Here is a 12,257-nt window from a genome sequence, read left to right on the forward strand (position 1 = left end):
TATGGATCCCGGACACGATACGTTAGTGTGGTTCTCGAAGTCGTTCGGATTGTTCTATCTTATCGCGCTCTCGATCACCACTGTTGTCTATGCCTATTGGCCGTCGAACCAAAAGGCGTTCGATCACGCCGCGAAGTCGGTCCTGCACAATGAGGATGGCCCATGGCGGTAGAAGAACGCGACAACTACACCGGTTATCTCACCACCGGGCACGAATGGAACGGCATCAAGGAATTGAACACGCCCGTTCCGCGTGCGGTGTACTTTTTCCTGTTGATCGCTTTTCTCTTTTCGGTCGGCTACTGGCTGTTGATGCCCGCTTGGCCAATCGGCGTCAGCTACACCAAAGGCCTGCTCGGCGTCGATCAGCGCAACATCGTGCGGGATTCGCTGAAGCAAGCCGCAATCAGCCGCAGTGCATGGGCCAAGCAGATCGAGGCCAAAAGCTATCAGGAGATTCAGTCCGACGCTGTGCTGATGACCGCCGTGCGCCACACTGGTCGCACCCTGTTCGGCGACAATTGCGCCGTGTGCCACGGGCTCAACGCAAAGGGTGGCCACGGCTTTCCGAACCTGACCACCACCTCATGGCTGTGGGGCGGCGATCCGAAAGCCATTGCCGAGACCATCCGCGTCGGCATCAACTCGCCACATCCCGACAGCCATACCTCGCAGATGCCGGCTTTCGGCCATGACCAGATACTCCAGCGTGCCGACGTCGACAAGGTGGTGGCGTTCGTGCGCTCGCTCTCCGATCCATCCACCGCGAAGACCGCGAAGCCCAGCGATGTGGACGCCGGCAAGGAGATCTTCGCCGCCAATTGCGCCGCATGTCATGGCGAGGACGCCAAGGGCAACAGTGACATGGGCGCACCGAACCTGACTGATAAGTTCTGGATCTACGGCGGCGACGTGCAGACGATCACGAACACGCTGTGGAACGGGCGGCAGGGCCACATGCCGTCATGGGAGGGCCGCCTGACACCGCTCGATCGCAAGATCCTGGCGCTCTACCTTTTCGATCAGAGGATGCCCACCCCATGAGCAGCGCGGCGGCATCCCATGCTGGGAAGGCGAAGTCCATCGTCTGGCTGTCGATCGGCCTCGGACTGATCGTGTTCGCCGCCGCCAATGCGCATCTGCTTTACGTGGCTGTATCCTCACAGCCGGATTGCGTCGCTCATCTCCGGCACGGCGAAGGCAACGGCACCAATAGCTTCAGCGCGGCGACCTCGTCATGTTCATCTAAACCGTCCATGACAACCAAAGCGCAGGTGGAATGATCGACATGACCATGATCCCGACCGTCTTGCCTCCGCTTCCCACAAAAAACCGCTGGCATCGCTTTCTTGTCCCCGCCGATGCCTTCACATGGCTTACGAAAGGCTGGCACGACCTGACCGTGCAGCCGATGACGAGCCTGAGCTACGGTCTGCTGATCTTTCTCGCGTCCGTTGCGATTGTCGACGGCCTGTTTCGCCTAGAGTGGGATTACATCCTATTTCCCGCGTTCGCCGGCTTTATGGTGGTGGGCCCGATCCTCGCAATCGGCCTGTATGAAAAAAGCCGCCGCCTCGCCGCCGGCCTGCCTGTCAATCTCGCGAACATGATCTTCGTCAGGCCGCGATGCGGCGGACAGATCCTGTTCGTGGGCGTCCTGTTGTGCCTTTTGATGATCGCATGGATGCGCGCGGCGGTGATCATCTACGCGTTGTTTTTCGGCCTGGTGCCGTTTCCCGGTCTCGAGCATATCGCACCGATGCTGTTCACCACGCCGGTCGGCTGGGCGATGCTCATTGTCGGCAGCGCTATCGGCGCACTGTTCGCGGCCTTCTCGTTTGCCATCAGCGCGTTTTCAATTCCCATGATGTTCGACAGGCGCGTTGACGCCCTCACCGCCATGGGCTCGAGTATGGCGCTGGTCTGGAACAACCTGCCCGTGATGCTGACTTGGGGCGCCATTGTGCTTGCACTGTTCCTGCTCTCCCTCGCCACCGGAATGCTGGGCCTGATCATCGTGTTTCCCCTGCTCGGGCACGGCACCTGGCACGCCTATCGCGCGGTGGCGGTTGAAGCCGCAATATAACGACACGCCGCCGGCGGAATGCCGGCGACGTGCAGAAACGGAGTGCCGATGAGTTGTTGTGCGCCCGGCGCTGAACTCGCTCTCGCGATGGTCGATCCCCACACCGCGAATGAGGAAGTGCTGCTCGCAAGCCGCATCATCGGCGACGGCGTCCGCCAGACTGACCTCTCGGTGCCGGGCATTCACTGCGGCGGCTGCATCCAGAAGGTCGAAGCGGCGCTCGGCGCGCTTCCCGGCGTGGAAAAAGCGCGGGTCAATCTCTCCACCAAGCGGGTCGCAATCCGCTGGCAGGCGGACAAACCGCCCGCACCGTTCATCGAGACACTCAACAACATCGGTTACGATGCATACCTTCACGATGCGGGCGCGGACGAGACCGACGAGACACTGAAAGAATTGATCCGCGCGCTCGCGGTGGCAGGTTTCGCCGCCAGCAACATCATGCTGCTGTCAGTGTCGGTATGGTCCGGCGCGGAAGCGTCGATCCGCAACATGTTTCACTGGATCTCCGCACTGATCGCCTTCCCTGCGCTGATTTATTCGGGCCCCGTATTCTTTTCCTCGGCTTGGCGCGCGTTACGTCATGGCCAGACCAACATGGACGTTCCGATTTCCATCGGCGTGCTGCTTGCCTTCGGCATGAGCCTTTACGAGACGTTCCATCACGAAGCGCACGCCTACTTCGACGCCGCAATCTCACTGTTGTTCTTCCTGCTGATCGGCCGCACGCTCGATCACATGATGCGCGCGCGCACACGAACTGCTGTCCAAGGCTTGGCCCGCCTGTCCTCGCGCGGCGCGCTGGTGGTGCAGGACGACGGCACACACGCCTATCTGCCGGTGAACGAGATCCAGCCGGATATGCACATCCTGCTGGCGACGGGCGAGCGCGTGCCGGTCGATGCCCGCGTCGAAACAGGACAATCGGAGATCGACTGCGCGCTGGTGTCCGGCGAGAGCCTGCCGCAGCCGGTTGCACCGGGCGCGGTGCTGTCCGCGGGTACGCTGAACCTAACCGGCCCGCTCACCATCGTCGCGACGGCTGTCGCGAAAAATTCATTCCTCGCCGAAATGGTACGGATGATGGAAGCAGCCGAAGCCGGGCGCCCGGTCTACCGGCGCATCGCGGATCGCGCCTCGCGTCTCTATGCGCCGGTCGTGCATCTCACCGCGCTCCTGACATTCATCGGCTGGATGATCGTGGAAGGCGACCTGCATCGCGCGGCAAGCATCGCCATCGCTGTGCTGATCATCACCTGCCCCTGCGCGCTCGGCCTTGCCGTGCCCATGGTGCAGGTCGTTGCCGCGCGGCGTCTGTTCGAGAGCGGCGTCATGGTCAAGGACGGTGGCGCGTTGGAGCGCATCGCCGAAGTCGACACCGCAATCTTTGACAAGACCGGAACGCTGACCATGGATCGGCTGCGGCTCATGAACCGCAATGACATCGATCCTGCGGCGCTGGCGATCGCCGCTTCGATCGCGGCCCATTCACGCCATCCCTGCTCGCGCGCGCTGGCCGCCGCGGGACGCGACAATGCCGTCACGCCCGTGGCGCTGAACGATCTTTCAGAGCAGCCGGGCGCTGGAATGCAGGCCACCATCGGCACAACGACCTACAGGCTCGGCCGGGCGGACTGGGCGCTGACGGCTGCAGCCGAACAGTCGGCCACCACCGACGTTGTCCTCTCCGAAAACGGGCGGCAGCGCGCGGCCTTCCATTTCGACAGCGATGTTCGCCCGGACGTCCGTGAGGCCGTGCTTGCCATATCTGATCAAGGGTGCCGCGTCGAGATCATGTCCGGCGACCGCGACGAACCGGTGCGCCATCTCGCATCGGATCTCGGACTTGCCTACCGCGCCAGCGTCTCCCCTGCGGACAAAACGAAACACATCGTTGATCTGACGGAAGCAGGACAGCGCGTGCTGATGGTCGGCGACGGTCTCAACGACACGCCTGCCCTCGCCGCCGCCCATGCGTCCATGGCTCCAGCCACCGCCGCCGATGTCGGACGCAATGCTGCCGACCTCGTCTTCCTACACGACAGTCTTCTCGCGGTGCCGCAGGCCATTGCGGTCGCGCGCAATGCGCGGCAGCTCGTGCGCCAGAATCTCATCCTCGCCATCGGCTACAATGCCATTGCGGTGCCCATCGCGATCCTCGGCCATGTGACACCGCTGGTGGCGGCGGTGGCGATGTCGGCCTCGTCACTGCTCGTGATCGCCAATGCCCTGCGGCTGCATGGCTGGCGCTCGCGCAAGGAGCCGCGCGCGGGTGCGCCCGCTGGCGATATCTCAAGCCAGCTGCTTGCGATGGAGAAAGCCCGATGACGGACTACTTCTTCCTGATTCCCGTTGCGCTCGCGCTCGGCGCCATAGCGCTTGGCGCGTTCATGTGGTCGCTGCGAAGTGGCCAATATGACGATCTTGCGGGCGCCGCCGAACGAATCCTGTTCGAAAACCGCGATGGGCCCGACGACATAGCCCGAGCGCACGAGGACAAGCCGAGTCACCGCAACTAGTTGTTCAGTCTCGATGTGAGGTAGATTGGATTGTGTCTGAATCGCTCGGGGTTGTCCGTCCAGGCTTTGCAGATGGCCTCATATGGTGTGAGGCCTTGTACAGCCTTCAATCGCTAGGCGAACTTGTAGGCATCGAGGAACGCAGCGAGGTGATCGTGAAGCTGTTGGTGATCCTCGTAGTGATAGCGCCGGACGGTCGCCTCCTTGAGTGTGCGGTTCATTCGCTCGACCTGACCATTGGTCCAGGGGTGATTAGGCTGCGTCAGGCGATGTTCGATGCTATGGCTCCGGCAGGCGCGATCAAATGGATGGCCACGCCATCTGGCGGTAGGTCCCTCGCGGTTTTTGGGCGGCAGGTCGGCGAACCGAATGCCGTTGTCGGTGAGCACGGCGTAGCCTTGGCAGCCTCGATGCGGCTGCCGCACAAGCTCTGCGACGAGCCGGACAACGTTGCCACCACAAGCCTCTTGGAATGGTACATAGACGCGGCCGAGAAGCGGGCGTGGTTCCTGAGCGAGGCCGCACGGCCGCGCCGATCGTCGACGGATGCGCTGAGCCGAAAGTCCAAAACACGATGCCCTGAGTCCGAAGTGGCATGGTGTGCGCTAGGACTCACGGCCGTTCGAATCCAGAGTGAGTGCTGGTCTAGGCGGACGTTTGCCAACGCGCGCACGGACAATGCGATCAGCGCACGCATTTCGACCGCCCTCACAGAATGGATTGGATGCCTGACTTGAGCGACACAAACGCATTGCAGGGCCCCCCAGGCGTGTCAAGACCGGCGGCCGAGGCTTCAGCGACTTCCCCCGCAGCGGAATTCGACGTCGACCTGTTCGTGATCGGGGGCGGGTCAGGAGGTGTCCGCGCTGCGCGCGTGGCGTCGGGACATGGCGCGAAAGTGATGCTCGCCGAGGAGTACCGGCTGGGAGGGACGTGTGTCATCCGCGGCTGCGTGCCGAAGAAGCTGTTTGTCTACGCGAGTCGTTTCAGCGACACGTTCGACGAGGCTGCGGAATTCGGCTGGCGCTTGTCGGTCCCGCATTTCGACTGGCCGTCATTGGTCGCCGCGAAGGACCGCGAGATCACGCGCCTGGAGGGACTCTACGGCGCCGGTCAAGAAAGTTCGGGCGTGGAGGTCGTGAGATCTCGCGCTGTGCTCGAGGACGCGCATTCGGTGCGCCTCCTCAAAGACGGCCGTCGCGTACGGGCGCGCACGATCCTGATTGCGACAGGCGCACGGCCCGAACTGCCTCCCTTCGACGGCATCGAGCTCGGCATCACCTCGGATGACATCTTCGACTTGAAGACATTCCCGAGGAAGCTTGTCATCGGCGGCGCCGGATACATCGCGATGGAGTTCGCTGGCCTGTTTGCTGCGTTGGGAAGCGACGTCACCGTCGTCTGCCGCGGAAGCAATGTTCTGCGCGGCTTTGACGAGGACGTGCGCCAGGCGGTCGCCGCATCCTACACGAATCGTGGCATCAAGCTGATACTTTGCGACAGTATCCGCCGCCTGGAGCGGCGGGACGGGCACGTCGGCGGCGGCGACCGCCCGAGAAGAATCGACGTTATCACCGAACAGGGCGGGAGGCTGGTGGCCGACCAGGTGCTACTAGCCTTCGGGCGCGCCCCGAACACGACATCGCTCGGACTGGACCGCGCTGGGGTCAAGACTGGGGCAGACGGCGCAATCGTTGTCGACGCGAGCTCCCGCACGAATATCCCAAGCATCTTCGCCGTGGGTGACGTGTCGAACCGGTTTAACCTGACGCCCGTCGCGATCCGCGAAGGCCACGCGTTCGCCGACAGCGTGTTCGGCGAGAAAGCTTGGCAGGTCGACTACTCCAATGTGCCAACCGCGGTCTTCTCCAGCCCGGAGATCGGCACCGTTGGCCTGACCGAGCTGGAAGCGAGGGCGCAATACCCTGCTGTCGACGTCTACAAGGTCCGCTTCCGGCCGCTTAAGGCCGCCGTGACGGGCGATTGCGAGGCCTCGCTTCTGAAGGTCATTGTGGATTGCGAGACGGACCGGATCCTCGGAATCCACATCTTCGCTGAGGAGGCCAGCGAGATGATCCAGGTGCTGGCGATCGCCGTTGGCAGCAGAGCCACCATGAAAGACTTCGTGTCGGTCATGGCCGTGCACCCGACGATCAGCGAGGAGATCGTCGCAATGCAGACTCCGACGGTGCGGTACGATCGGCGCGACGCTTCGATCCCGATCGTCCCAAGCGCCGCCCCCTGAGGCCACCGGCTCGCACCCGAAAGGGCCCACTCGGAACATTGCGGGTCGCCGAGCCCCTCAATATAGGTTGCCGGCCTCAAGTGGCTGGGAATGGAATCGATAACGCTGCGCCATTTCCGTAGCGGCGAAAGCGCTGGCAAATGTCGCGCCGGCCGCCTGACCGCGGTCCCGTCGGCCCTGCGCGGCTCTTGTGCGCAGTCAGTCTGAAATCGTGAAGGTGAGCGCGATGATCCGCTTCTATTTCCACCCGACGCCTAATCCAGCCAAGGTCGCCCTGTTCTTGGAGGAGTCCGGGCTCACGTATGAGCTGGTGCCGGTCGACACGAGCAAGGGCGAGCAACACCAGCCGTCATTTCGCGCTGTCAATCCCAACGGCAAGGTGCCCGTCATCGTCGACACCGAAGGCCGGGCGGCAAAGAGGCGCGGGTTTTCGACTCGAGCGCCATTCTGCTGTATCTCGCCGAGAAAACGGGCCGCTTCCTCGGACAGCCTGCCGACCGGGCTGAGCTTTTGTCGTGGCTTTTCTTCCTCGGGACAGGCCTCGGGCCTTTCTCGGGACAGGCCGTGCATTTCCAGTTTGCAGCCCCCATGGCCTCGACTACGCCGTCAACAGATATCGCCGCGAAGCGGAGCGCCACTATCGCGTACTCGACAGTCAACTCGCCGGCCGTGACTATATCGTCGGTTTCGACTACACGATCGTCGACATGTCCGCCTGGGGTTGGATCGATCGCGCCTCCAGTGTGATGAAGGGCGCAGACGATCCCCTGGCGTCGTTCCCGAACGTCAAGCGGTGGTTCACCGCGATCGACGGGCGCCCTGCGGTCACGAGGGCGGGCGCGGTCGGAAAGGATCACGAGTTCAAGAAGGTGAACGACGAGGAAACGAGGCGTGCGCTCTTCCGGTCGAACTACCCCGCGACCGAGGGCTAGGGCAGCCAGGTCTCATCCTGTCGCAATTGGGGGAATGGAAACGATAACAGCATGGCATTTCCCAACGCCTGGCACGAAACCTAGCGTTCGGTGTGGCGTGTCTACGGGGACCACCGGTCGTGCGACGTTCGCGTTCGCAAGTTTATTCCTGTGTCAACTAGTACACTTGCCGTGGCGGCCTGAGCGCAGCGAAATCAAGGAGAGTGCAGATGAACCTCGACGCGAAGGACATGGTCGAGGCCGTTTCAGATCTCCTAAGACGCGGCTACGACCACGAATACCGGATAAGGGAAGGCCAGCTCTACGACCTGACTGCCGACAAGCCCGTAGCCGCCGGCGACGCGCGCGTGGATGGCGCGATGAGGTTCGAGAGCGCGCCCGATGCGGGGGACGGTTCAAACATCTATGCGATCGCGGACCGGAAGGCCGGCAGCAAGGGCCTTTTGATCGACGCCTTTGATGCCTTGGACCAGGAGTGCTCGCGAGAACTCTACGAACAGCTAAACGCGAATCGCCCCACACGTCACGACAATGGCGACGAAATGGCGAACCGATATGGTCTGCGGAAAGTCTTCAAGGTAGAATTCGACGGGGACCCGGAACGATTTGTGCTGCGCATCGGGTTTCCCGACTTCCCCCCGTGCCCGTTCGGACAGTCGTTTTCGATGCTCGGATTCGACACTGCGGAGCAATCCTATGTTTGGCTGGTCACCAGCATCTTGCGAGACTCAAGGCTTGAGAGAGTCCCGTACCAGGGGGCCGACGTGCCCGACAACGAATGAGCGGACGATTGTCGGGCTTGCTCGTGGTGTCTCGGACCGTGCGGCGCCTCTTACAAAGGACGTGAGATGAACAAACAGATAGTGAAGCAAACAATGCTGTCGCTCGAGGCGCGCGACCTCGAAAGCGCGAGAGAGAAATACCTGGAGTATGTCGGGAGTGCCCGGCTCGATAGAAGCGAGCCGATCGAGGACGACGAGCAAGCGCAAGCGGAGCTCGCGAGCGACCTGTCCGAAGCGTTCGACGACACAGTGCACTCGCACTCCGACAAGATCGAGAAACTCGCGGCGATGGACTTCGGGCCGAAGAGCAAGGTCGAGGAAGGCGCCGTCGTGAAACTAGGCGGACGGTTTTTCGTTATCGCCGTGTCGACAGGCAAGTTTGTGTGTGACGGCAGGGAGGTCATGGGCATATCCACCCAGGCCCCGATCTACGCGGAGTTGGCGGGCAAGCGGACCGGTGACACGATCTCGTTCGAGGGAAGAGAGCTCGTGATCGAGGACGTGGCCTGATAGCCACGACGCCGGGCGTAAATCGAGCGGGCGCGTCCGCTTGCCGCCGATAGCCTCCGCGGTCGCGTCGCCGGCTATCGGCCGGACGTGTTGTTTATGCGGAGGCGAAAACCAATTTCCTGCGCGGCTGTTTTTTGGCACGGCGGGACCGCTGAGCTCACACCGCGGGTGACTGAGTTCCTCGGCCCTCCCGACTGGGAAAGTCAATCGTCCCTTTAATTGCGGTTTATTATCAAGCTCCCCCCTTAAACTCTCCACCGGCGGTAGCGCTCGTGCCGTCGGAGCTAGTCGGGGTTGCGGAGACGGCGCGAGCGCGGCTGGCATATGATTGTTAGCCTCGACCTTTAGTTGACCTGCTGATGCCATCGCTGGCGTCATGGTCCTTTCCGAGGTCGCGTAGCGCCTCATGATGATGTCCGGGTCGGGCGCCTCAACGTGTCCAGCGGAGTGCAGACGAGCCGCCACCAGCCGATTGACCGAGGTCGCCACAACCACCGTCCCAGCGGGACATCGCCGGCCCGGCGAGAACCGGGCCAGAAACTTGCAAGATATGATCAGGCCGGCTTCGCCTGGCCCCAGTCGAACGATGGTTTGCAAAATCCGTATCTGCGATTTCAATCACTTGCAGGAGCCATAGCGGACGTACTTTGGTCGGCGCTGCATCGGGGCAAAGTAGGTCCCCTAGCCTGAAACACATAAAGCCCCGCCAGCGATGGCGGGGCTTTTCATTTCGTTGTCGTGGGTCGGGGACGATCACGATCGATCTAGGCTATGTCCGCTCTACGCCGACGAGCCGACATCCCGGATGGTCGAAGGGATCGTCAGCTATGGGCCATGTGTGGACGGCTCCGGGTTGGCAAGATGAATCTTCACTTTGTAGCGGTCGGAGCAGCCATGTGTTCGGCCTGTTTGTGCGGTACTCATGACCGCTGGCCATAATGCCCTCCGCGGATCAGGTCCCGGTCAATACCTCGCATTCGATGATGCTGTGGCCCATGTGGGTTGTCCTGATCGCCGGATCGACCAGCACTGCATTACGTGCTGTTCGCCTTCCCAACCGTTACGTCACGCCGGGTCTTCCCGTGTGATCTCATTCACGCCGCGAGAGCGGCGGGTTCCTTGTGACGCTCGTTCCTGGCCATCATCGCCCAAGCCATCCGGGCGAGTTTGTTGGCGAGTGCGATCGCGGCGACCTTGGTGCGGCGCCGGACCAACAATCGAGTGAGCCAGAGCCGATGATCGGTGCCATGGATCTTGGCATAGCGGATCACTGCGAGCGCGCCAGCCGTGAACAGGCTGCGCAAATAGCGATCGCCTTGCTTGCTGATACTGCCAAGCTTGTCCTTGCCCCCGCTTGAGTTCTGCTTCGGCAGAGCCCAAAGGCGTTGGCATCGGCAACGCTCGCGACCAGCGCCGTCGCCAGCGCCGGCCCGACGCCAGGGATCGCGTCCAGCCGTTTGCTCGTCGTGCTTGATCGATGCCAGGCGATGATGCGTCGGTCGAACTCAAGGATTTGAGCCTTCAGGGCCCGCAACTCGCTGCCGAGAGCCGCAAGACACGCACGGGGGGCCCCCTCCGGGAGCCGGCCATCGGCTGTATTGGCGACGACTTCCAGCAGTCGCTCGACACCCCTGCGTCCGACAGGGGCGACAGTAGCTCTTGCAATCCGGCAGTTTGCCGCTATTTATACGGCACATTGCCGCAGCTCACGGAGGCCCCTGTGTCGATAGTCGAAATTGTCGCGAGAAAGCTTGGTGGACGCTCGGTCCTTGGTGGGTTCGTTCGCTCCCAGGCAGACCTCGCGCTGGCGGTTCGAAAACGACTGCCCTTGACCGCACTACAAGGGCTGTCGAAGGCCGGACTTAGCGACCAAGAAATCGAACAGTTCGTCATTCCCCAGCGCACACGCCGTCATCGCGCCGAGAAAAAGCAACCGCTCACCATCGAAGAATCTGACCGGGCTGTCCGACTTCTGCGCGTGCAGACACTTGCCGAAGACACCTTCGGAGATGTCGCTAAGGCAAATGTGTGGCTTCGCCGGCCACTGGCGGAGCTTCACGGCGAGCCGCCGCTGGCGGTGGCTCAGACCGAGGCCGGCGCGCGCGTCGTCGAGACCATTCTGGGCAAGATCGCATGGGGCGCCGCCGCCTGATGCTGCTTTGGCGCTTGTCAGGAGTGGCACATGCAAGGGCATTCGATGGTGGCTACGGCCTTCTTTTCGATGGGCGCTGGAATACGGTGGGACATCCAGTTACGTACTGCAGCACGTCCCCTGCTCTTTGCGTTTTGGAGAAGCTGGTCCACATCGAGGATCCAACGCTTCTGCCGGCTCTGATGATGGTGCGTTACGACGTACCCGACGATCTTGCCGTTGAGGCTTTTACCCTGAATGACGTGCCGGCTGATTGGCGGCAGCAGGAAGGCTGGACGCAGCAGCGGGGCGATCAGTGGCATCAGACATTGTCGACGCCCTTGCTGCGCGTTCCTTCCGCCATCGTTCCCGTCGATCAGTCCCCTGACGTGAATATTCTGATCAACCACAATCACAACGCGGCGCCGCGCATCTCCCTCGTCTCGGTAGAACCGTTTGTTCTCGACCCGCGCCTGTTCTAGGCCGCCTCTTCGGTGCCGGCGCCGGACATCGAGGGCGGCCGCACGCGGGCGAGCTCCTGCCACGCCATCGCCAAGCTGATCCAGCGTTGCCGCTCCAGGCCATCGGTCGCCGCGGCCAGCTTCATCGCCGCCTCGGCTTCGCGCTCGGGATCGTAGTCGCTGTCCATGCGCCGGATATCGTAGCGCGACAACGTAAACGACAGGTGGCAACCGTTCCGTAGGAATCCGGTCTCGGTCCGATGTCTCCTGCGGTCAGGTTTTGGTCTTCCGTTTCGCCGCCGCCTCGCGCGCCAGCCGCTCCGCCTTCAGCCGCTCCCGGTTTGCATGGAACGCCTGCTGGGCGCGTTCGTACTCCGACACCGCCACCTTGGCGTCCGCGTCTCTAAAGACCTTTCGAGCTTCCCGTTCGGCCGCGGTCGGCGTCTTCCGCTCCGATATGCGATTGCTCATTGCTCCCTCCTGCGGGCACGAACGGCCCTTGCGCCATGGTTGCGCATCAGGACCGCCACCCTAGTGAGTAGGTTCCTTCGGGCTGGACTTTTGGGTGTGGGTGCCCGGAGGCATTGGGAT

14 protein-coding genes and 2 pseudogenes are annotated in these 12,257 nt (G+C 62.4%); 12 read left to right on the forward strand and 4 right to left on the reverse strand.

Annotated elements, in window-relative coordinates; translation table 11 throughout:
• Position 1 precedes the first annotated feature (1 nt).
• The 6 genes from J6497_RS27525 to ccoS are packed head-to-tail and all read left to right on the forward strand — an operon-like array spanning position 2 to position 4,605.
• Entirely contained in the window at positions 2–172 is a 171-nt protein-coding gene (locus J6497_RS27525; RefSeq protein ID WP_225707405.1) for a cbb3-type cytochrome oxidase subunit 3, read from the forward strand.
• Positions 163–1,044 carry a cytochrome-c oxidase, cbb3-type subunit III gene (gene ccoP / locus J6497_RS27530; protein ID WP_225707406.1) on the forward strand — a complete coding sequence of 294 codons (882 nt, stop codon included), beginning with the start codon at positions 163–165 and terminating at the stop codon, positions 1,042–1,044. Before J6497_RS27525 ends, ccoP begins: the two co-directional genes overlap by 10 nt.
• A complete protein-coding gene (locus J6497_RS27535; RefSeq protein WP_225707407.1) occupies positions 1,041–1,283 on the forward strand; it encodes a hypothetical protein in 243 nt (80 codons plus the stop codon). Before ccoP ends, J6497_RS27535 begins: the two co-directional genes overlap by 4 nt.
• 5 nt (positions 1,284–1,288) lie before the next feature.
• On the forward strand, positions 1,289–2,086 hold the full coding sequence (locus J6497_RS27540; RefSeq protein WP_225707408.1) for a DUF2189 domain-containing protein: 798 nt from the start codon (positions 1,289–1,291) through the stop codon (positions 2,084–2,086).
• A 48-nt stretch (positions 2,087–2,134) separates the two neighbouring features.
• On the forward strand, positions 2,135–4,414 hold the full coding sequence (locus J6497_RS27545) for a heavy metal translocating P-type ATPase (protein WP_225707409.1): 2,280 nt from the start codon (positions 2,135–2,137) through the stop codon (positions 4,412–4,414).
• Positions 4,411–4,605, forward strand: a complete 195-nt coding sequence (gene ccoS, locus J6497_RS27550) for a cbb3-type cytochrome oxidase assembly protein CcoS (RefSeq protein ID WP_225707410.1) — start codon at positions 4,411–4,413, stop codon at positions 4,603–4,605. The genes J6497_RS27545 and ccoS overlap by 4 nt, the downstream gene beginning before the upstream one ends.
• Here ccoS and J6497_RS27555 read toward each other — a convergent pair.
• Positions 4,602–5,000: pseudogene (locus J6497_RS27555) on the reverse strand (integrase core domain-containing protein); the annotation flags it as partial. The gene ccoS and the pseudogene J6497_RS27555 overlap by 4 nt on opposite strands.
• A 374-nt stretch (positions 5,001–5,374) precedes the next feature.
• On the opposite strand from J6497_RS27555, the gene gorA reads away from it, so the two are divergent.
• The 4 genes and pseudogenes from gorA to J6497_RS27575 all read left to right on the forward strand — a co-directional run bounded on the left by gorA (position 5,375) and on the right by J6497_RS27575 (position 9,074).
• Positions 5,375–6,850, forward strand: coding sequence for a glutathione-disulfide reductase (gorA, locus tag J6497_RS27560; protein ID WP_225707440.1), 1,476 nt, complete (start codon positions 5,375–5,377; stop codon positions 6,848–6,850).
• A gap of 226 nt (positions 6,851–7,076) precedes the next feature.
• A pseudogene (locus J6497_RS27565) lies at positions 7,077–7,782 on the forward strand (glutathione S-transferase family protein).
• A 209-nt stretch (positions 7,783–7,991) separates the two neighbouring features.
• Positions 7,992–8,564: a hypothetical protein gene (locus tag J6497_RS27570; protein WP_225707411.1), complete on the forward strand. Its 573-nt coding sequence runs from the start codon at positions 7,992–7,994 to the stop codon at positions 8,562–8,564.
• Between the two features lie 93 nt (positions 8,565–8,657).
• A complete protein-coding gene (locus J6497_RS27575) occupies positions 8,658–9,074 on the forward strand; it encodes a hypothetical protein (RefSeq protein WP_225707412.1) in 417 nt (138 codons plus the stop codon).
• Between the two features lie 1,094 nt (positions 9,075–10,168).
• On the opposite strand, the gene J6497_RS27580 is transcribed toward J6497_RS27575, so the two are convergent.
• Positions 10,169–10,558: a transposase gene (locus tag J6497_RS27580; RefSeq protein ID WP_312010370.1), complete on the reverse strand. Its 390-nt coding sequence runs from the start codon at positions 10,556–10,558 to the stop codon at positions 10,169–10,171.
• Between J6497_RS27580 and J6497_RS27585 the strand changes: the two genes are divergently transcribed.
• Both J6497_RS27585 and J6497_RS27590 read left to right on the forward strand, forming a co-directional pair.
• A complete protein-coding gene (locus J6497_RS27585) occupies positions 10,552–11,226 on the forward strand; it encodes an Xre family toxin-antitoxin system antitoxin (RefSeq protein WP_225707413.1) in 675 nt (224 codons plus the stop codon). The two genes, J6497_RS27580 and J6497_RS27585, sit on opposite strands and share 7 nt — an antisense overlap.
• On the forward strand, positions 11,208–11,687 hold the full coding sequence (locus J6497_RS27590; RefSeq protein ID WP_225707414.1) for an RES family NAD+ phosphorylase: 480 nt from the start codon (positions 11,208–11,210) through the stop codon (positions 11,685–11,687). The genes J6497_RS27585 and J6497_RS27590 overlap by 19 nt, the downstream gene beginning before the upstream one ends.
• Here the strand turns inward: J6497_RS27590 and J6497_RS27595 are convergent.
• Positions 11,684–11,854 carry a hypothetical protein gene (locus J6497_RS27595; protein WP_225707415.1) on the reverse strand — a complete coding sequence of 57 codons (171 nt, stop codon included), beginning with the start codon at positions 11,852–11,854 and terminating at the stop codon, positions 11,684–11,686. The genes J6497_RS27590 and J6497_RS27595 overlap by 4 nt on opposite strands.
• Positions 11,855–11,939: 85 nt before the next feature.
• Positions 11,940–12,137, reverse strand: a complete 198-nt coding sequence (locus J6497_RS27600) for a hypothetical protein (protein WP_225707416.1) — start codon at positions 12,135–12,137, stop codon at positions 11,940–11,942.
• Between the last annotated feature and the right edge of the window lie 120 nt (positions 12,138–12,257).

Source organism: Bradyrhizobium cenepequi, assembly GCF_020329485.1.
Taxonomy (GTDB): domain Bacteria; phylum Pseudomonadota; class Alphaproteobacteria; order Rhizobiales; family Xanthobacteraceae; genus Bradyrhizobium; species Bradyrhizobium cenepequi.

Bases quoted from the DNA above. Each gene is read 5' to 3' on its own strand.
- J6497_RS27525 (WP_225707405.1), top strand. From the start codon at position 2: ATGGATCCCGGACACGATACGTTAGTGTGGTTCTCGAAGTCGTTCGGA.
- ccoP (WP_225707406.1), top strand. From the start codon at position 163: ATGGCGGTAGAAGAACGCGACAACTACACCGGTTATCTCACCACCGGG.
- J6497_RS27535 (WP_225707407.1), top strand. From the start codon at position 1,041: ATGAGCAGCGCGGCGGCATCCCATGCTGGGAAGGCGAAGTCCATCGTC.
- J6497_RS27540 (WP_225707408.1), top strand. From the start codon at position 1,289: ATGACCATGATCCCGACCGTCTTGCCTCCGCTTCCCACAAAAAACCGC.
- J6497_RS27545 (WP_225707409.1), top strand. From the start codon at position 2,135: ATGAGTTGTTGTGCGCCCGGCGCTGAACTCGCTCTCGCGATGGTCGAT.
- ccoS (WP_225707410.1), top strand. From the start codon at position 4,411: ATGACGGACTACTTCTTCCTGATTCCCGTTGCGCTCGCGCTCGGCGCC.
- J6497_RS27570 (WP_225707411.1), top strand. From the start codon at position 7,992: ATGAACCTCGACGCGAAGGACATGGTCGAGGCCGTTTCAGATCTCCTA.
- J6497_RS27575 (WP_225707412.1), top strand. From the start codon at position 8,658: ATGCTGTCGCTCGAGGCGCGCGACCTCGAAAGCGCGAGAGAGAAATAC.
- J6497_RS27585 (WP_225707413.1), top strand. From the start codon at position 10,552: ATGCCAGGCGATGATGCGTCGGTCGAACTCAAGGATTTGAGCCTTCAG.
- J6497_RS27590 (WP_225707414.1), top strand. From the start codon at position 11,208: ATGGGGCGCCGCCGCCTGATGCTGCTTTGGCGCTTGTCAGGAGTGGCA.
- J6497_RS27595 (WP_225707415.1), bottom strand. From the start codon at position 11,854: ATGGACAGCGACTACGATCCCGAGCGCGAAGCCGAGGCGGCGATGAAG.
- J6497_RS27600 (WP_225707416.1), bottom strand. From the start codon at position 12,137: ATGAGCAATCGCATATCGGAGCGGAAGACGCCGACCGCGGCCGAACGG.